Source organism: Sulfolobus acidocaldarius DSM 639, from assembly GCF_000012285.1.
Classification (GTDB): domain Archaea; phylum Thermoproteota; class Thermoprotei_A; order Sulfolobales; family Sulfolobaceae; genus Sulfolobus; species Sulfolobus acidocaldarius.
This window is the reverse complement of record NC_007181.1, coordinates 1,560,106-1,580,111: the sequence shown is the minus strand read 5'-3', so window position 1 is coordinate 1,580,111 and position 20,006 is coordinate 1,560,106. Positions and strand designations below refer to the sequence as shown.

Genomic DNA, 20,006 nt, shown 5'->3' with positions numbered 1-20,006 from the left:
GGAAAAGTTTATTTTTAATACTATTTATATATAATCGACTAAAATGTCATTTAACGGAATAGGATTTTATACCAATAAACCAGGAGAAATTCCGGTTGAAGTTATAGCTGCTTACTTTATTATAGCCTTAGTTGTAGTCTTCATTTTTGGTAAAAGGACAGGTGGATTGAAGGCGTTCAAAACTATTGACTGGGTATACATAGGAATAGGGGCTGCAGCTGCATACATTTGGCAATTCATTATAGGTGCTGTTGCAGGAGGAGCAATACCATCAGGACTTACAAATTTCATTCAAATACCGTTTTGGGGAAGGATATTCATAATATTCATTGTTGCAGGACTAGTTAGGAAAGTTGGCGTAGGAATGATATCCCTATTTTTATTTGACCTCCTATCTAGCCTCTTCCATTACGGATTCAGTGGAGAACCTATGTTCTTCATTTATGAAGCTTTAACATATGGTCTATTTATTGACCTCATGATAGCTTTTACAGGAGGAAAGATATTTGGACTAGGATTAACCAAAGGTCCGACATACGTATACGCTATATCAGCAGTGGAAGGAGCAATCCTTGGGGTTTTATGGTCTATACCTGACCCGATATTCTTCTATGGCTTCTTTGACCCATTTATTTATGGGGCTATAGTGAACTGGTCGAGGATTCTCTTTATCTTAGTAACTTCTATTCCGGGAGATGTAGTTGTTGGATTATTGGCTGGACTATCAGCAAATAGAGTAGGCAAGGCTGTACAGGTGTAAGTTAATGTACGCAGTAGAGATAAAGGGATTACAATTTTTTTACTTGGGATATCCGACACCAGCTATCACAGTTGACGAACTGTTTATCGAGAAGGGAGAGTCGGTACTCATTACAGGTAGATCAGGATCAGGTAAGTCCACACTAGTTAGTTGCATTAACGGAATTATTCCCCATATGACGAGTGGAGATCTAAAAGGGGAAGTTTACGTACTAGGGAAGAGTATAAAAGATACGCCTTTGTCTAAGCTGTCCACAGTTGTAGGCACGGTCTTACAAGACCCTGAAAGCCAAGTTGTGAATTACACTGTGGAGGAAGAAGTTGCGTTTGGACCGGAGAACCTGAATTTTCCTCCAGAACAGATTGTGGAGAGAGTAAAGGAGTCCATGGAGATAGCTGGGATATCGCATTTATGGGGAAGGGAGACCACAACGCTATCTGGAGGAGAGCTACAGAGGACAGTATTAGCCTCTGTCCTCACCATGAGACCAGAGGTGCTAATATTAGATGAGCCAACTTCAAATATAGACCCAGAAGGAACTAATCAAATTTTCTCTACACTGAAAGACCTCAGGGGGCAAAAGACACTCATCATAGTGGAACATAAGGTGGAGAGGGTACTACCATTTGTAGACAGAGTTATTCTCGTGGATAAGGGTAAGGTTTCACTTGACCTTGAAAAGGACGAAATATTAGAGGGAGCTGAGACCCTACATTCAGCAGGAGTCGAAGTACCTGAGTATTTCATTTATGCAAAAAAGTTCGGAGTCAAGTCACCGGATCTAGATACAGTGAAGAAATTGATAGTACAAAATAATGTTAAATTGGAACACCCTAAGAGGAGGACTCCTGAGAACAAGATACTAACAGCTAATCTGAGGATTAATGTTAAGGAAAAACAGATTGTAGATTTCTCTCTGGATTTGTGGGAGGGGGAACTAGTTGCCATAATGGGGAAAAATGGTGCAGGAAAGACAACTGCACTGAAAGCACTAGCTGGAATTCTAGATACGTCTGAATATAGTATAACGGGGTCAATAAAATATCAAGGGGAGGAACTAATCAATAAACCTGTCTGGTATAGGGGTAAATACATGATTTATATGCCACAGTCCTTTGACCTTATGTTAGTCACAAACCAAGTGAGAAAAGAAATCGAGTATAGTTTGAAGAAGAGAAAAGTAAAGAACTACAGGGAGATAAGTGAGAAGTACATGAGGGAGTTTGGGTTATTCGAGTATAGGGATAGGGATCCCACGTTACTAAGTATGGGTGAGAGGAGGAGGGTAGCTATGGCATCAGTTTTAGCTTCAGGCGTGAAAATTATGTTAATGGATGAACCGACCTCAGGTCAGGACTACTCAAATAAGATGAGCCTAGGTAAAGAGTTACGCCAACTTACCGACAAAGGCTACACTGTTGTGGTGGTTACACATGATTCAAAATTTGTCTATGATTTCGCTGACAGGTTAATAGTAATAAGTGATGGGAAGAAAGTTCTTGAAGGAAGACCAGAGGAAGTTTTTATAAGTTCCTCTAGATATGGAATAAACCCACCATCAGACTTCCTCCTCAGGTGGTAGGAAGATGGTGATCTATTTAAGTATGGTAAACTGGGCACCGCCTGTGCCGTCAGTTGCAGATCAGGTAATAAGCTGGCTCGTCTTTTTCTTTGGACTTATAGGACCCATAGTCATAATTTTAGGCTTAATTGGAATAAGGGGATTCATGGAAATTACCCGTTTTGAAAAGGGAGAGAGTGTCCTCTACAAAATCAGTCCATTAACCAAGCTAATCTTGGTCATCAGTACAACTATAGCTGTTTCACTAACAATATGGTGGTTTGGAGCCATATTAGCCTTAATTTACCTACTTTTGTTCTCAACTCTGAATAACCCAGGGAAGAAAATTTTATACGCTGGTTTCTTAACCTTCTCAACGTCTTTAGGCGTAGTAAGTAGTTTCTCGTTTTACACTCCCTATTACATACTGACACAAGCAATAGGTACAGACACACTCCATGTCATCTGGTACTGGCCATCTTATTTCGTTTACATGGGTTATCAACCAGGTTTAACGTTAGAGGCTTTGTACTATGGTTTTCAGGTTGCATTTAGGTTCATTGCACCCATGTTATCTGGACTATTGCTTATTATAACTACAACTCCATCTGACGTATTACGCTATCTTGAAAAGGTTAAATTTCCACTTGTATTTATATTCGCATTGACAGTTGCCATGAGAAGCATACCGAGGATATTTGATACATTAGACACTATAGTTAAGCTACAAATGATGAGGGGATTGGGTTATGGTAAGCCTAAGGCATTGAGACCGTTTTACCTTCTGTTGGGTGGTCTTTACGGGATAGTGCCCACACTCATATTTCTAATGAGGCAAGCTAAATACACAGCAATAGCTGCAGATACTAGAGGGTTCAACGCTATGCCAAAGAGAACCTACATGAAACCTATTGTCTTTACCCAACTAGATTACATAGCAATTGGTTTAACTGTATTATTGTATATTATTACTGCTATCCTACTTATCATTGGTTTAGGAAGAGGAATACCATATATCGGATTTTAAATAATACTATTATATTTTCTTTTTCTCCATTTTTTCCATTTCTTGCTATACAGGTTTTATCTAACGAGTTTTGCCTAAATATCACTCTGAGTAATACACTCTAACAAAATAGCGTTACGACGCTCCAGTAAAGTTAGAGATGAATTCCTCTTAATTTTTCTCACATTAAGGTTTTAATTATCTATTTAGATATATATAAACATGAAACTTGCCGTCCTTGGTTCAGATAAACTTGTGACAACAGCTAATGCGGTTTTATCAGAGATATTTACAGGAGTAATACCCGATGAAATAATAATACTATCTGAGGATCAGCCCTCCAAGAGTGTGGAGGGGATTAAAGAATTGGTATCATACTTTGGTGTCACACCAACCGTGAGGAATGAGATTGTAGGTGAGGGGATTGAAAAGTGGAGACAAAAAGTGTCAGAAATTGAGGTTGATATTGCTGACGTAACCCCTGGGAGAAAGTACATGGCCACGTCAGTATATGCTTACTCAAAAGCAAAACATATCAGATACGTCTATGTAAAAAATGAAAGTTCCGGATATAAAGTCTTTGGATATCTGCCATTCAACGAGATAAAAGTCTTTGACATGAGGTCGGGGGATATTATTAAGTGGGATCCCCCAAGGGTCACTAGGAGTAATGAGAAGAGTGTGTATCTAACGAACGACAGCCTTAATGCCCTGATAAATATATACTCTCTACTAGGTAAGGTAAAAATTTCCCTCAATAGGGACTCATATACGATAGAAGAATTGGTAAAATATATACATGATTCCAATGACGAGGAAATTAGCATATGTGGTTTTAGGTCTGGATTCTTGCGCTATAAAGAGGAGAAGGATCTAAAGGACAACGTCGAGAAGGGATACTTTACTGTTGCTGACACTAACGTTTATATAAGACTGGGGTTCAGGCTCGGATACTTAACTTATTCAAAGACTTATGGAAGGAGACTCCTACCATCAAAAGCTACCTATAATGAGCTTAACAATAAGGTGACATCGACTCAGAAGGACAGGAACATTTTCAAGTTTAATTTAGCTATGGCAACATTTAACAAACTCCACCCCCCTCCTATAAGTGTAGGTAATCAGGGGTCAGGAGATGTACCACTTGTGAAGGAAACTGCTACATTGAAGTCGTATTTACCTGAGAGCGTGGTGTTAGTAACAGCAGATTCAGGTGTTAACAGACTAGCAAGCTCCAGTAATATTAAAACTGTATACCTAAACACTGTGGAGAAAGCTAGATCTGGAGATATTGGTGAATTTCTGCATTGTCTAAGCTTTTATGTTGACCATAATTTCGAGATTAAGGAGATTGGTATTGAGGTAAATGATAAGCTTGCCATGAAAATAAAGAAACAAGATGCCAACAAGGTTCTTAATGAGGGATTAACTGAAGTTCAGGTGGTCTCAGAGGACCTAAACTACGCTAGTCTATTACAGACTGAAGAGAAATTAATTAGATCTTAAACATCCATACCATAAATAGGAGAGATTTTTGTGGAAATTCTAACTCACTAACGTTAGTCCTTAGAGATTTTATTAAATTTCACTATCTAATTTTAGCACACATAATACTAGTAGTCTATTACAAATGTATTTTAGGGTGGTTTACCTCACTTATGTCATGAATGTGTTTGAGATACCACTGTCCTTTGTGAAAGTGTTTTTAATTGAGACTAAAGAAGGATTGATATTAGTTGATTCAGGTACTCCTGGAAATGGTAAGAAGATAGTCACAGAGATAACTAGACTAGGTAAGAGCTTAGATGACGTAAAGTACGTGGTTTTCACCCACTCGCACGGAGACCACATTGGAAGTGCCCACGAGCTTAAAGACATTCTACCTGATGCTAAGTTTGGTATAGAAAGTAGTGGAGTTTCCTATCTGCAAGAGGGTAAAATCAGGAACCCTGTATTACACTCCTCCCTTCAGAAGTTCCTTTTCGGCTTGGCAAGACCTTTTATCGTTAGAGGGTTTAAGGGCACAAAAGTTGACCTTGAATTGAAGGATGGAAAACTTGTGGAGGGCGTTGAGATAATGAAGACACCGGGTCATACGAGTGATTCTATATCGATTTACTTACCTGAAATAGGCTCTGTGATAGTAGGTGATATGTTACAAGGTACGAAGAGAGGACTGAAATACCCTAATATATACGAGGATTTTGAGGAGCTTAAAAGGAGTGTAGAGAGGATAAAGAAACTTAAACCTAAAATGGTTTATGTATCGCATGGTGTAAGTTCATCGGAGTTTTTAGTGTGAGTGAAAAGTGTAAACTGTAAACGTTGTTTTACGTTTTATATGGGTCAACATTGATATCTTAGCAATCTACTTTAACTTTACGTAACTTATCGAAACAAGTGAAATTATTGAAATGGGAATCACTAAGCTAAGCAATGGTAGATGATATAAAGCTAATACGGAAGGAACCATGGATCCTCCAAGTATACTAGCTAGCTGATAGGAAAAGTTTGTGCCTGACACTCTATACTTGCTCTTGAACAAGTCCACAAAGAGTGAGGATTGTGGAGAATACAGAGCAGAATTAGAGACAGATAGTGTGAGCTCAGCCAGAGTTATGTTATACAGAAAGAGTGTTGCGCCAATAACGTATATGACTATTCCAGATAATATGACCCTCTTCACTCCAAATGAGTTTGCTAGATAGCCAAAGAGAGGCATTGTAAAAAGCTGGGTTATGGTAGCTATCAAAACAATTGTAGATATTTCTGATACCGAGAGTGACTCCGAAAATACATAAGACGTGAATATATAGTAGTTAGAGCTTTCACTGATTTTAACACCTATAGCCAATAATATGTTCTTCCAGTCGTCTCTAATCGCTTCCCATAACGGAATTTTAGATGTAGACGGCGATTTAGTCTCTCCTAGGTCTTTGAAGGTAAAAAGTGATATGGAGGATAGTAATATTGGAAGTAAGAGGAATAAATTCCAGTCCTCCACCTTATTTATGATTGAGAGAACTAAGATGGAGAACGTAGATAATATGATCCCTAAGGGCACTGATAACTGATTTAGACTCAATATAAATACTCTGTAATTTGAGTTCAGATAACTCTCCGCTAATATGGTACTTGCAGCTCCCCATTCTCCACCGAGACTTAAACCTTGTAAGGTTCTAGCAATGACCAGGAACAGTAAATTTGAAGGTGAAATCAGTATTAGACTAGTGGATAAGATAATCATAACTGCAGATAGAATGATTGAATGTCTTCTTCCCATCTTGTCTCCTATATACCCAAATAATATACTTCCTGACACTCTTCCTATAAAGCCCAGAGTATAGATGAGGATTCCCACATACAGGGAAAGTACAAAGAAGGATACCTGAGAAACGAGGAAGAAGGTGTACCATTCAGACACGGTTAAAAGTAAACTCCCTATAAGTATTAAGAACCTCCCATTCTTTTTATCATCCATTGTTATAAGATACTTGCGATTGTAATATTTTAAATGATACTTTTGAATTCTTATAATATAAGTTTATGTAATCTTTACTAATATGGACGGGGAAAATTACAGTGGAAAATTTGCCCTCTTTTATGACAAGAAATTGTAACTTTGCCCTTTAAACTAATTAGTCGTGCCAGAAAAAAGAATATATGAGGTGTTATATCTAAATAGTAGGTTCTATCTTTTCCTTATATCTAATGATAATTTAGCGGTATAAAAGCTAATAACAAATGGCATCATTGCAATGGATTACATTCACAATTTATTATTATCATTCCCTCGTAAACTGAGGAATTTTGTCACAAGTTTAAGTGTTTTTATTGCTCATCATTTGGCTTGGGTTGGTGGACTTTTAAGCTCCCAATAAGCTTTATCGAAGGCTTTGTTCACTATGTCAATGTATCCGTTTAATTTACTTATCTCAGTTACCTTTATCCTCACAAGGAATATGTTAGTAGCTCCATTTTTACTATAAAATGTGACATCAGGGACTAATGAGTTCTCCTTCTTAAATTCGTCCTCTAATATTCCCTTAACTCTATCTAACAGCTGATTAGCAGAAACGTCAGCGTTTACTGTTAATTGGTATGGATAAGTTAACACTCCACCATCCTCAAGTTTAGTAAACACAGTGTTCCCTAGAAAAGCTGAGTTTGGTACTTTAACAAGGTTGCCTGTGTTAGTTCTGACCTCAGTGAAAAGTATACTTACACGTTCTACTTCACCTATGATTGGTGGAGACCATATCCATGATTGTAGTATCACTGAATCACCTGGTCTAACTGTCCTGGACGATGTAACTAATATACCTGATAATACATTTGATGCAACAGTTTGAGCAGCTAGTCCTATCGCCACACCGCCAACCGCACCACCAATTGCTGCGCCGGTCAAGTTCACCCCTAAAGCTGAAAGTATGGCTAAAATCAGTAATGTATATAGAATTAAATCCACAATAAGTGATATGGACCGCAATCCTGTGTTATCTGTTCTTGATAATATATAGCCCTCAATTACGTACTTTATTATCCTTATTATAATATACCCTCCGATTCCAACTAAGGCTGCATCTACACCAAGTTCAATATCTCTTGCGTAGGGTGCTAAGGTTTGGTTTTGTGCAACAAATCCTGAAATTACTACATGTAGAATATATACTACAAAACCAACTACCAATAATATTATTATGGCTCTTATAAGGGTTTTAGCGGGGTTCATGGATACTTCATTTGTATTTAAAGGATTTATTTTTTATTCATTAGAAAATATTGTATTAATTTTCACTGTCCATGTGAACTTTGATCTAAAACTTATTCCATGTGAAAGTACTAGGAGCTTTTTTATAAAAATTTCCACATATTAAATAACTATATTAACTTTATGATCTATAAACATTGTGGAATTTACTAATAAATTCATAATAATATTTAAACAAATATTTGTATTTTTTATTAACATAATTTATAAGCAAGAAAGTTCAATTTACATTGGGAAAATAGATGAATGAGAAGTTAAATAAGTTAATGCAGTTAAGGGGTGCATTAGTAGCAGGTCATTACGCTAATGATGGGAAATTAATCGAATATGAGGGACAATTACCTAAGGAACTAGCGGAAATGGTGGCTAAAATGGTAGCTGCAAATACGTTAATGGGGACAGTAGAGGCTGAGTCGTTCAGTAAAATATCTGGAATGAAGTGGACTCCTTTTCTAGGATGGGCTGTGGCAGCTGGAGAGTACGCAGTATGTGTAATGGGAAATTATGGAGTATTTGTAAAACTCGCAGAAGCAGACTTTAATCAAATATTCAAAACACTAAGAGAAGTAGCTGGTGTGTAGTCATTTCATTTGACCGTAAGATAAAAATTTTTTACAGCTGACTATTTGAATTCTAACCCATTTTATGAAAATATTCAATAGTTATGGTAATGGATAGGTTTAATACAATAAATGAGTGTAGGATAGGGAAAAATGACATATGTCTCTAAACAAATGTAACATTTTATATTTTGCACTATCTTAACGTATAGTCACTAAGGAGCCCAGATCTGACCTAAAATTAAAAATGGTATATAAAGAAAGAAGAAGTTTTATCATAAAATTTCTAACTTTAGGACTTCTTAACAGGTACACAGTCCTCGCGTTATCATAAATTAATGTTTATTCCTCCTCCACCAATATTGATTCCTCCCTGTTGACCAGAGGGTAAATATGGTCTTAAGGCATGAGCTAGCTGCTGTACCGTTAATGTATGTAACCACACTCTACCCGGTCCTGTGATAGTGACGAAGAATAATCCCTCATGAGCAAAGAATATTGACCTAAGACCTCCAACCAGTTGTACTGAATAATTCATTCCCTCTTGGAATGCCATCAGATGAGATGCCTCAACCTGAATGGTCTCCCCTGGTGCTAGATCTTTCACATATAATCCTCCATATGCGTGGAGGAAAAGATTACCATATCCTTTAAACCTAGCAAGGAATAACCCCTCTCCACCTAATATGCCAGTAGTTAACCTAGCCATAGTTGCATCATATTCTACTGTATTCTCTGCCCCTAAGAAGGTATGGGCTTCAGCAAGTATTGAACCTTGAACCTGAACCTGAACTATTTTGCCCGGAAATATTCCAGATAACATAACTTCTCCTGGTCCATAAAACTCAGTTACAAAAAACGTACCTCCTGTCAGTGCTCTCTTCATTCCACTGAGGATACCCCCTCTCATTTTTGTCTGCAAATTGACCGTAGAGCTTTTCATTACCATATGACCAGCATCTGCATAGAAGCCTTCGCCTTGAGCTAGTTCAACTTTTAAATATTGCAGATCGTCACCTAGTATTTGATATTGTGGCATAGGGAATGATCTATCTATTCAAGATAAAAAGCTTTTCTATATTTTTATCCGACTTATGAATAAAACCTGCGATATATAATGAAACTCAAATTACACGGACTACAGTATTATTATTACTTTAAAATGATTAGAATTTTATATTTTTCATTAGCTCGATAGAATTAAAATTTATAAACTTTCAAACTAATAGTGAATTAGGCAACTATGGACTTCCTGCCAATATTTGTGATCATCGCATCAGTCATGACTGCAGTGTCAGTCTACCTTATATATCTCGTAAAAAAGGGTATAAACGGAATAGGATTCCTTCTGGTACTTTACCTAAGCGGGAGTATGCTCACAATGTTCATTTCTCTGTCTATTGCTCTATCTAACACCGCTCTAACTACGGAAATTTTAGCCTTGACAGTTAACACAGCTTACATGATTGTGGGTCTAGTGAGTATACTACTTCTTGGCGCTAGTAGACGCAAAATAGAGAGTAGAAAGTGGTACACTGTACTACTCTTTTCCCTTTTGATGACCATATCTGAGGCAGTCATGGGAGAGAGCTTTTACTCAATTTTAACCAAGAGCATAGGTAATCCGTTAATAGGGACAGAGAACTATTGGTTTTACGCAGTAATGCTAGCAGAAATGACTTTCACATTAGTCTATTCTTTTAATAGCTTAACTCGGCAGATAAGAAATTACTTACTTGTAACACTCCCCATCATGGTGGTCTCTCCTGTAATCTTACCGACCTTCTCCATATGGCTTAGTTCACTACTTATGATCGTTGCCACCATTATAATATACGACACATTGTATCGGGACAGATTAAAGAAAACTCAAGAGACGTTTACATCACTTGAGTTAATGCTTATATTCACTTTAATGATGGCTGGTATATTTACCTATTATGTAACAAGCTCTTGGTATCTTTACGATATATCCATGATCCTTGGAATGACCTGGTTTATTTACAGGGCTATACAGGGACCAAGCTCCATCAAGGGGAACTATTTGAGAGATTCGAGGTGGACTTTCGCATTCGTTCTAATGACTTTCGTAATGGAGTGGTTTATGGGAGCGGTATTAGACTTTGCTAGTAGTTACTTCTCTCCTGGAGTAGAGGGCTTTATAAGTTCTCTGCCTTTAGGTTTTGTAAATCCATTTTCTTACTTTGGTGCCGGTGCGTTATTTGACTTTCTCTCCATATTTGGTTCCGTAACTGGCTCTGTTTGGTTTCTTGTTATGATGGGTTTAGAGATGGGAACATTAGCTATATTTAGAATTAAAGAGGTAAGATTGAGAGAGAATAGAATCAGATTAGCTCTAATGGTTTCAGCCTTTGCTATCTATGCTGTATACATCCCATCATTTTCCCCATTAGCCTCAAAAATCCCTTATATCCCTTATATGTGGAGTATGGGATTGGGCACTTTAGGACCTGTCTCAACAGACTATCTGCTCTCGGGAATTGTGGGAACTTATGTGCTTTCTGCTGTTCTGTCATTTCTCTTTGGATCTAGACAGATATGTTCAGTGACTTGTACTGCCCCTACAATGTATCAAGGTACATTTTACAATTCTCTTAAGGTTTATAATAGGACTTCAAGCTTTGCAAGGAAAACCTTATCAAGCAAATTGAGACCATGGTATAAGCTCATCGCCATAGCAGTCTGGTCTTCCCTTTTAGCCTTTGCTGTAATTTCTTATTTCGATCAAAAAGGTATACTCAACATAACTATTTTTGGAAACGATCCAACTATGTTTCTCTATTCCTTCTACTTTAATTTCTTATGGTATGTAGTCTTTATATCTATTCCCTTCTCGGGTAATTATGCATGTGTAACTCAAGGTTGGTGTTCATGGGGTACTTTCAATCAATTCTTTGGTGGTCTAGGACTATTTAGGCTTAAGGTTAAGGATCCAGAATTGTGTGTGAAATGTGAGACAAAAGCTTGCAGTAAAGCATGTCCTGTGGGAAACACTGACTTACCTGGAAACTTTATTAAAAAGGGAGAGTTCAAGTCCTCACGTTGTATCGGGGTAGGAGATTGTGCTGAGGCATGTCCATATGACAATATAATGTTTTATGATGTGAGGAGTTGGCTTAAAGAGAAGATTAAAGGAGATAAGATGTAGATTTTACACATGTTTTTTCTTATTTGGAAAAGTTTTTTAATATATACGGTCAAATATAAGTAGATAAACATGGGATTATTTAAAAAGGAGAAAATCTATAAAGGAAATATTGATATCCAAAAAGTAGCAACCAAATTTTCAGATTATCTTACATCTGATAAATGGAAAGTCCAATCAAGAGTTGAGGGAAATAAAGTTGTAATTCAGGCTCAAAAAGGAGGAATACTCAGGGACATTGTTGCGGCAGACCGTGCTTTAACTTTTGTGATGGAGAAAGTACCAGAGGGTATGAAGGTAACAGTTGGAGTTGGTAAATGGATACAGAATCTAGCAGTCACTGCGATAGAGACATTACTTCTCTCGGAGCTCTTCCTGGTAGTTGACGTTCCTGAAATGTTGTGGAATTCGCACGTGGAAAATGAATTACTTAAGAAATTAGACGATATAGTAAATTCGTCCTGAGCCCTTAGAATAAACATAAATGTTATTTTTATTTCTTCTCTATCTTATTCTTCATCCTTCCTCTAAATTTACATAGGTATCTTTAATACTCACTTAAACTCCCTTTTTCCCTAGCTTTCCTAAAAGCATAATTATAGGATAGTACGCCTAATGGAACAACGATAACGTCAAATATTAGAAGTATCTCCACGATGTTTAACATGCTAGTTATCGGTGTGTTCTGTAACATACTACCTCTTAACCCCTCTAGAGCCCATGTAAGAGGTATACCGTAACTGATGTACCTGACCACGATCGGTAGAGCTGTTATAGGAAAAACAGTCCCACCTAGCAAGTTGGTGAATGTGTTAAAGAATAATGATATTGGATTTCCTTGTTTTGTTATCATTGTCACTGCTCCTGCAATCATTCCGATCCCAAGTGTTGAAATTATTAGCAGGAATAGTATGGTGATTGTGCTTATGATGTTTATATGGTAGTTCGCTCCCAAGGCATATCCTATTGTTAAGATAACTACAGCATTCACAGTGTTCAATAATAATCCCCATAACGCAGAGTAAAGTAAAAATCCTAAGGTACCGGTTCTCGATATAACATAATACTCAATTGTCCCGTATAACTGTTCATTTCTAAGTCTTTGGCTTATGGTAGATATAACGGAGGATACATAACCTTGGAAAGCCAATCCTATAGTAAAGAAGGCTACATAATTCTTTACTCCAATCTCAGCGACTAACGTGTTTCCTAAGGACGTACCAACGAAGTAATATGTGAAGACTGGTAAGACCCACCCTAGGACTGTCAAAATCGTTTGAGTCCTATAAGATACCCAAACCTTGAAACCCCTCAAATATAGAAAAGAGTATATTTTTCCACTTATTCCCATCCTCTCCACCTCCCCCCTCTCTTGACAGCCTCAAATCTAGCCGAGTCCTCCACATCGCCTATTAAATAAACATAGACGTCCTCTAATGAAGGTTCTTCCTCCTTAATCACTCTGTAGTCCCTTAATTCCTCCAATTCCCTTTCCGGTACCCTTAAAATGTAGTAATTACTCCCGGTCTCTATAATGTATTTCCCTAAAGAGGAGGGATATTCATTTACCTCAACCTCACACACCTTTCCTATATAACTCTTTAAAGATTCCCTATCTCCCTCTACTAACACTTTACCCTTCTTTAGGAGTATTGTCTTCTCAGATAGTTCCTCTATATCTTTCATATAATGAGAGGTTAACAGGATTGTCTTTTCTTTTCCTATCCTTCTCACTAGGTCTCTAAACATCCTAGCTGATAACGGGTCGAGCCCTAATGTTGGCTCGTCAAGTAATAACACAGGAGGGTCGGTTATCAAAGCTCTGGCTAGAGCCAATTTTCTCTGCATCCCTGTACTAAATTTCATATAGGGTAAATTAGCCCACTCAGAAAGACCAACTAACTCTAACATTTCCATTGCCCTTCGTCTGGCGTCTGATAATGATAGGTTTTGTAGGCTGGCGAAAAAGATCAAGTTCTCTAGGGCGGTCAGCCTATAATAGAAGAGCCTCTCACTGACCGTCATCAAGCCAATAGATTCTCTAACTTTTTTCTCCTCCTTTACTACACTATATCCATTTACCAGTGCATCTCCACTGGAAGGTATTATAAGGGTAGAGAGTATCTTAATTAGGGTAGTTTTACCAGCCCCATTAGGTCCTACCAATGCTCCAATACTCTTGTTTTCGATTTTAAAACTCACGTTGTCCAAAGCATTAATTACTCTGCCCTTAAACTTGAATGATTTCGATATATTCATTACTTCTATCATTAATTAATGAATGGACAATTTATACAATTAAACTTTTCCATGAAAATTTTTGCAAAAATATCGTCAGATCTTCATATTTTCAATTACTGAAAACTTTTCCATGAAAATTTGGTCATCTCGATAAAAATGATTAACTTGTTTTGTGGTTTAGTCTAGATTAAAAAGATGAGGTTCTAATAAAATTGGCGCTAGATAATTTATATTCTAAAACTAAATTGTCCACTTTTTTACGTTTTATTATATATGTTTAGCTAACCTCTTAGCCTCTCTAAACCCATAGAGGATGCTACTAATTCCTATTACTCCAACAACGGATATCACAAGTAAAAATCCTATATTTATTGCATCAAGGTTAGGTATTGGATTACCTGTAGATATAGCGAAATTATCAATAGCAGGCAAAACAATTATTAAGAGACCGACTATAAGAAATACTAAGCCTCCATAATATAGGACTCTTCCAGCGGTCTTTCTAGCAATAAACGATAACTGTTCTTCAGTCATTTTCTTCAGTCGCAATATGTTACCAAATATCATACCAAATATTATCTGCATCACCATTGTACCTAAACCAAAGAACAGTCCAGGTAATGGTGCATATACCACTGAAGGTAACTGGGGAGCTAATACGAAGGTAATTATAGTTGCATATGCACCGAACCCGAAGCCTGCAACCAGACCGTGCACTATTGTCATCTTAATTGGGATATCCTTTACCTTACCTGCTTCTTCTGTGTGTTGCTTACTCTTGAATAGAGCGTCAATGGGTAAGTGTATATATTTTCCCTTCAGTATATACGAACCGGCAATAGCCATTACAATACCTACAACTGCATATACTGGACCGTCCAAATTGTACTGATTGTATATTGCGGCTAACCCTAGGAATCCTATAGTAGTTAGAAATGCCCTCTGAATCGTAAAGCCTAATGAGAAGAGGAAACCTGCCTTCATTCCTCCCTTAGTGCTGTATTTACCTATAGCGTAACTAAATGTTATAGGCCATGTATGTTCGTCTGGCGTAACACCGTGTAACATTCCTAGTATTAAGGATATGAGTATTATTTCTCCGACGGAAAGATTATCTGGTGGGTTTAACAACGTATTTAGGCTAAACATTTTTACTCCTATTATTTGGGATACCCTAAAAATATTTAAAGTTATTGTTAACGCTATTGAGTTCTAGTACTCCTTTGAATATATTTATTAGAGTTAGAAGCATCTCTGTCGAAAGATTCTCTATTCAATAAACATATTTATATCTATTTTTTTATACGTCTTGTAAAGGTATAATATCTCTAGGAATATTATAATTGTTTCAACAATTTCTAGGAATAAGAAAGAGTATATGTAATCCATGAAGATTGTGTAAAATAAAATGGAAATTGTGAATGTTAAGATCAAAGTAATCATAGAATAATTAAGAGCTGTGTAACATAATTTAGCCCTTCTTGAAGCATTTTCTACCTCTTTAATATTGTTAACCTTTTGCCTTATGTCGTCTAATTCCCTTTTTATAGGATCCAGCCTTTTTATGGTTGTCTCGTATATCTCTTTCCACTGCCTTCCCTTTAGACTAGTTATGTAAGTTAAAATCTCCTCTAATAGGTCGTTGACCTCGCTATTACTCATTAGTTTAGACAAGGATATAAGAAAATCTAAAGTTCTTTTTATCATTGCTTCGCTTTCTCTTTTCTCTATTTCTTCCATATATTTTTTCATTGATAGCCTAAAGAAGCAATATGCCAATAGCGCTAATATGTACGATACAATTAGGACTACACCTAGCTGAAAAGTCCATCATCCTCTATTTATTTCCCCTTCCTTTTATCTTCCTTTACTCTATCTATGAGGTCAGTAATATCTGGTCTAATCTTATCTAACTGTTCCAACAACTCTAGGTATCTTTTGGATTTTTCTAACACATTTCTCCCCTTCGGAGCTAAGATGTATTCTCTGGTACTCGGTTCAAAATAGATAAGACCACTCTCCTCTAGTACCTTCATATATTTGTAAAATGGGCGAGAACTCAAATTAGTAACATATAACAACTTTGTCTTTTTGACACCAGATCTACACCCTTCTAATATGCTGATAACTATTTGTATTGAACTCCTTTTCTTTCTCCGCATACTGACATCTCTTTATCCCTATATTCTCGTCGTCTAACATAATAAAGTTTTGTATAACATTTAATTTAATGGCACTTGATTTTCCAATCTATTAACTGACTAATTATATAGCTTATATACTATCTCATCTACATGACGGTTGTATTGAAAAAGATTTAAATACAAATAGAATATAAAATAATTTAGAAAAAATTTTTCTCTTGATTTATACTTTATTTTCTCCATGATAAAGATATACTATGTTGTCATGAGTAATATAGTAATCATTATCGCATTTTACAGCCTTCTCGTTGTACTGTTTAATAAGTTTCAGGAAATCTTCAGCCTTTCTTATTTCTATCACTGATGCATTCATAGGTGGTTTTGAACCACTAATTGAGTTCTTATTTATTACATTCTGTATATTTAACGACATCCTGATAAATAATATTGAGAGGGCAATTATTACCAGAAACGCTGCGCCATAGAAATACGAGTAATTATAGCCTGTTTCTTCCTCAACTGAAATTTCCTTGTAAAAACTACCTGATGCAAATGAATCATTATTGTAATTAACGGAGATATTATACGTACCGTTCTGTATGGTCAATGAATCTCTAAAGTTTAATGGAACGTTACCTGATGGGTACATAATTACAGCATTTACACTTATGTTTAAACGTATAGAGTAGTAATTTATAGGAATCCTCAACTGTTTATCTATCTGGTAGAATAAGCTCTGTGCGTAAGTGAAATTGGGAGTAAATGAAAAGAAGTGCGAAGTGAGATTTCCTCTGTATATAGTCCCTAATGGTTTAGACCATAACGGGGTAACTATAGTCTCATTTACTGTGAAATTCCCTGTATAAGAGTTTGCTGTAGTGTAAAAATAACCATTAACTACAAGGCTTTTTGTCAACGAACTAAACATACTATTAGTGTTAATTTCAGTCTTATTGTTAAAAAGTATAGAATCGTTTATATAAAATGTTGTTTGATATTTAGTGTTAGCTAGATAGGAACCTACTCCAACTCTTTGAGGAAAATAAACCGTCGAGTTAGATAGAATTCCCAAGTATATTAATGCAGATGCACAGCCTAGTAACACTATTACTAAACTTATTTTTAAAAGAATTATAAACTTAATATTCCAACATCTCCTTGTGAGTAGTATATTATAACTTGAATATTTACGACACGATTCGAATTTGTGTAAAATTCCACCAAATTCGAACTATATATGGGAGGAGTGATTATGATATTTATCGAACTCCCATTACTAAATGATTTACCAATTGTAGATAGATGGTATACGTTACCTGGTATTATTATTTCAATTTCATTAATTAACTGCAAATAACTGGTATTGATCATCACTTCCACAAAGCTCATATTATTTACTTTAACGACTGACGTATAGACCAGATTCGATATAATGTTAATGTTATCGGAATTTGATATGTCAAAGGCTGGGACAAAGGAGCTCAGATACGTTAATGAGATTATGAGTAATATTACAGTAGTTACCAGGACTATTTTTATCACACTCTCACCCTAGAAATTAACAACGATATTACAATTAACACAAGAAAGGTATTAAGTATTGAGTATAGAAAAAGAGATAATATTGGGCTAACCACGTTTAGCGATAAGGGAAATAACGTCGGTATCACAAATGCCTCCACCAATAACTCATGCAATCCCTGGTTTCCCACGCTTTTTACGGTTAAGTTGATGCTCTTTTCTTGACCTGGATATAGGATAAATGAGTGTGATGGAGTAACATTATAACTTTCATTTCCATCTCCCTGCAGGTTTACTGTAACTATTTCAGGGATTTCTAGTCTGTTTGTTATATTAAATACATAAGACTTCGTTTGATTATACAATAGTACACCCAGATTTACTGAAGAGGACTGGAGTGTTCCCCCGTATAAATATCCTGGCGTTCTGGACACCAAGTAAACTACTGTAGTGTTAGAGGTCTGTGCGCTAGCCATGATCACGAAGACGGAAAACACAAAGATGGACAAGAAAAACACGACAATTTTCAGGTTAACATATTCACTGTTGTTTATTTTTCTCCTCTTTTTACTTTTATTGTTCCTCCTGTCTAAGACAGCAAAGGAAATTCCCAATAACGCCAACATCCCTACAGAGGGAATTAAGTTGAGCCTAGCGCTGTTGAGTATTTCCCCTAAGTATGGTATTACCACAGGATTATTATTTATGACTAGGAGTTTGGCGTATATGTTGGAAACTGTTACAGGAGGCATGTAGATCTGATCCACGAAGTTATCATTAATTCCCTTAGTTACGAAGGACCCATTTGGTAATACGTTAATTACCTGGTGTATTATATACGGTGGATAACCTGGTAGTACACCGTAATCTGGGTCTTTTATTACGACTATTGAGCCATTGGTTATTTTTCCTGCTACTGGTTCGGGAATTGTTATGGCAACGTCTCCAGGTTTTAGGTAAGGAAACATGCTGTAACCGTAAGTAATTGCTACGAAAGTCGGTCTACCCATTAAATTGGTAAAGGTGAGAAATATCGAGAAGATAAGAACAATTAAAGCGAATACCTTTCCTATGATCTTTAATACTTTTAATGAATAAAACGAAAAAATTATATTTGGAGACATTAAAAAACCCCTTTAATTTATATTTACATCCCTCTTATTCACCTGTTTAACTCTGATATCCGTAGAAGTTTAGTGCAGCTGAAAAACTAGAGCCTGAGGCTGGTACAGTTCCGTAGGATGGTAATAATATTAACACGTATACTACTTCTCCATTACTACTACCAGAGCCTATTGTTGCAGTTGTACTACCTATAGCAGAAGACACTGAAGATGGTAAACCATAACTTCCTAAAACTGTAAATTGAAGACCATTTATCATGACTGTTCCTGGAGTGTTCGTAGGATCAACAGATATTGAATTGTTAGGGAATGAGGTTATGGGGTCCATTGTAGAACCATGGGTTCCTAGTACTAGGATCTGGATAGGAGTGTTATTAGTCACATGTTCTAAGGACGCTGCTACATTGATCACTTGATTATTATTACCTGGGTAGTTAAACTCTACCTCAACTATTGCAAATAGATATGCTGCTGAATAGCTAGCTACAACATTGGAATGTGAGTCATAAAGGAAAGCTGCATAGTCAGCTGTACCTGGACCTATGGCTGGTAATTGTATTGATAATCCACCATTGTTAGAGATTAAGGAAAATTCTAATGGATCTATCTGAAGAAGAGCGTTCTCTGAGTTTATCCTAACTACACTACCTGTCACGGAATTGCTCACTACGAATCCTGCTACAAAAGCTTGGTATACTAGCATTGATAATAGTAGAGCTGCTACGGATATCATTGCTACGGTTTTAATGTTTAGATTCATTTGTGTTCAAACCTATTATTGTTTTTTACATATTTAAATAGACAAGGATAAAAAATTGAAATATCATATATTTTTAGCTGATACTAAATATATTACTATATCTAAACTAAAATATACCTTTGTACAAGCAGAAATATATAGGATAATAGATATTATGACATTACCCTTAGTATTGTTGTGAAAGAGTAACTGTGTGAACATTAGGTACAAATGATTAATCAACCTCTGTTAAGCTAAACCTTTTTAGGTATTTTTAGGAATGAGAGTGACTAGCTCCATATTTTATAACAATATTTTAACTTACTAAGACGAGAGAGTCTGATTCCAGAGAGGTATATAAAATCAGATTATGATGTTAGGTAGTCTCAGATGAAATATTTAGAAATTCCTAT

At 36.3% G+C, this 20,006-nt stretch carries 20 protein-coding genes; 8 read left to right on the top strand and 12 right to left on the bottom strand.

Annotated features, from left to right (window positions below):
• Positions 1 to 43 precede the first annotated feature (43 nt).
• From SACI_RS08675 to SACI_RS08655, 5 genes are all read left to right on the top strand, one after another.
• Positions 44 to 760, top strand: coding sequence for a hypothetical protein (locus SACI_RS08675; protein ID WP_011278619.1), 717 nt, complete (start codon positions 44 to 46; stop codon positions 758 to 760).
• A 4-nt stretch (positions 761 to 764) separates the two neighbouring features.
• A complete protein-coding gene (locus tag SACI_RS08670) occupies positions 765 to 2,342 on the top strand; it encodes an ABC transporter ATP-binding protein (protein WP_011278618.1) in 1,578 nt (525 codons plus the stop codon).
• 4 nt (positions 2,343 to 2,346) lie between these two features.
• Positions 2,347 to 3,348: an energy-coupling factor transporter transmembrane component T family protein gene (locus SACI_RS08665; protein ID WP_015385870.1), complete on the top strand. Its 1,002-nt coding sequence runs from the start codon at positions 2,347 to 2,349 to the stop codon at positions 3,346 to 3,348.
• Between the two features lie 201 nt (positions 3,349 to 3,549).
• Positions 3,550 to 4,833 carry a PIN domain-containing protein gene (locus SACI_RS08660; RefSeq protein WP_011278616.1) on the top strand — a complete coding sequence of 428 codons (1,284 nt, stop codon included), beginning with the start codon at positions 3,550 to 3,552 and terminating at the stop codon, positions 4,831 to 4,833.
• Between the two features lie 157 nt (positions 4,834 to 4,990).
• Positions 4,991 to 5,629 carry an MBL fold metallo-hydrolase gene (locus SACI_RS08655; RefSeq protein WP_048054407.1) on the top strand — a complete coding sequence of 213 codons (639 nt, stop codon included), beginning with the start codon at positions 4,991 to 4,993 and terminating at the stop codon, positions 5,627 to 5,629.
• A gap of 66 nt (positions 5,630 to 5,695) precedes the next feature.
• Here the strand turns inward: SACI_RS08655 and SACI_RS08650 are convergent, their stop codons facing one another.
• Together SACI_RS08650 and SACI_RS08645 are read right to left on the bottom strand one after the other, a co-directional pair.
• Positions 5,696 to 6,808: an MFS transporter gene (locus tag SACI_RS08650; RefSeq protein ID WP_011278614.1), complete on the bottom strand. Its 1,113-nt coding sequence runs from the start codon at positions 6,806 to 6,808 to the stop codon at positions 5,696 to 5,698.
• A 360-nt stretch (positions 6,809 to 7,168) separates the two neighbouring features.
• On the bottom strand, positions 7,169 to 8,059 hold the full coding sequence (locus SACI_RS08645) for a mechanosensitive ion channel domain-containing protein (RefSeq protein ID WP_011278613.1): 891 nt from the start codon (positions 8,057 to 8,059) through the stop codon (positions 7,169 to 7,171).
• Between the two features lie 281 nt (positions 8,060 to 8,340).
• On the opposite strand from SACI_RS08645, the gene SACI_RS08640 reads away from it, so the two are divergent.
• Positions 8,341 to 8,679, top strand: a complete 339-nt coding sequence (locus SACI_RS08640) for a DUF2173 family protein (RefSeq protein ID WP_011278612.1) — start codon at positions 8,341 to 8,343, stop codon at positions 8,677 to 8,679.
• A gap of 307 nt (positions 8,680 to 8,986) precedes the next feature.
• Here SACI_RS08640 and SACI_RS08635 read toward each other — a convergent pair whose 3' ends face one another.
• Entirely contained in the window at positions 8,987 to 9,697 is a 711-nt protein-coding gene (locus SACI_RS08635; protein WP_011278611.1) for a TIGR00266 family protein, read from the bottom strand.
• A gap of 204 nt (positions 9,698 to 9,901) precedes the next feature.
• Here SACI_RS08635 and SACI_RS08630 point away from each other — a divergent pair, with 204 nt between their 5' ends.
• Both SACI_RS08630 and SACI_RS08625 read left to right on the top strand, forming a co-directional pair.
• Positions 9,902 to 11,827: a 4Fe-4S binding protein gene (locus SACI_RS08630; RefSeq protein WP_011278610.1), complete on the top strand. Its 1,926-nt coding sequence runs from the start codon at positions 9,902 to 9,904 to the stop codon at positions 11,825 to 11,827.
• Between the two features lie 69 nt (positions 11,828 to 11,896).
• Positions 11,897 to 12,289: a hypothetical protein gene (locus tag SACI_RS08625; protein ID WP_011278609.1), complete on the top strand. Its 393-nt coding sequence runs from the start codon at positions 11,897 to 11,899 to the stop codon at positions 12,287 to 12,289.
• 82 nt (positions 12,290 to 12,371) lie between these two features.
• Here SACI_RS08625 and SACI_RS08620 read toward each other — a convergent pair whose 3' ends face one another.
• From SACI_RS08620 to SACI_RS08580, 9 genes are all read right to left on the bottom strand, one after another.
• Positions 12,372 to 13,175 carry an ABC transporter permease gene (locus tag SACI_RS08620; RefSeq protein ID WP_015385677.1) on the bottom strand — a complete coding sequence of 268 codons (804 nt, stop codon included), beginning with the start codon at positions 13,173 to 13,175 and terminating at the stop codon, positions 12,372 to 12,374.
• Entirely contained in the window at positions 13,166 to 14,095 is a 930-nt protein-coding gene (locus SACI_RS08615) for an ABC transporter ATP-binding protein (protein WP_015385676.1), read from the bottom strand. The genes SACI_RS08620 and SACI_RS08615 overlap by 10 nt, the downstream gene beginning before the upstream one ends.
• 237 nt (positions 14,096 to 14,332) lie before the next feature.
• Entirely contained in the window at positions 14,333 to 15,214 is an 882-nt protein-coding gene (locus tag SACI_RS08610) for a hypothetical protein (protein ID WP_011278606.1), read from the bottom strand.
• Between the two features lie 120 nt (positions 15,215 to 15,334).
• Positions 15,335 to 15,817: a hypothetical protein gene (locus SACI_RS08605; RefSeq protein WP_230949644.1), complete on the bottom strand. Its 483-nt coding sequence runs from the start codon at positions 15,815 to 15,817 to the stop codon at positions 15,335 to 15,337.
• Between the two features lie 89 nt (positions 15,818 to 15,906).
• Positions 15,907 to 16,227 carry a winged helix-turn-helix domain-containing protein gene (locus SACI_RS08600; RefSeq protein ID WP_015385675.1) on the bottom strand — a complete coding sequence of 107 codons (321 nt, stop codon included), beginning with the start codon at positions 16,225 to 16,227 and terminating at the stop codon, positions 15,907 to 15,909.
• Between the two features lie 205 nt (positions 16,228 to 16,432).
• On the bottom strand, positions 16,433 to 17,314 hold the full coding sequence (locus SACI_RS08595) for a hypothetical protein (RefSeq protein WP_011278604.1): 882 nt from the start codon (positions 17,312 to 17,314) through the stop codon (positions 16,433 to 16,435).
• Positions 17,315 to 17,340: 26 nt separating this feature from the next.
• Positions 17,341 to 17,751 carry a hypothetical protein gene (locus SACI_RS08590; protein ID WP_015385674.1) on the bottom strand — a complete coding sequence of 137 codons (411 nt, stop codon included), beginning with the start codon at positions 17,749 to 17,751 and terminating at the stop codon, positions 17,341 to 17,343.
• Positions 17,748 to 18,854 carry a S24/S26 family peptidase gene (locus SACI_RS08585; protein WP_011278603.1) on the bottom strand — a complete coding sequence of 369 codons (1,107 nt, stop codon included), beginning with the start codon at positions 18,852 to 18,854 and terminating at the stop codon, positions 17,748 to 17,750. Before SACI_RS08585 ends, SACI_RS08590 begins: the two co-directional genes overlap by 4 nt.
• Before the next feature lie 46 nt (positions 18,855 to 18,900).
• Positions 18,901 to 19,614 carry a hypothetical protein gene (locus SACI_RS08580; protein ID WP_011278602.1) on the bottom strand — a complete coding sequence of 238 codons (714 nt, stop codon included), beginning with the start codon at positions 19,612 to 19,614 and terminating at the stop codon, positions 18,901 to 18,903.
• Positions 19,615 to 20,006: the final 392 nt, after the last annotated feature.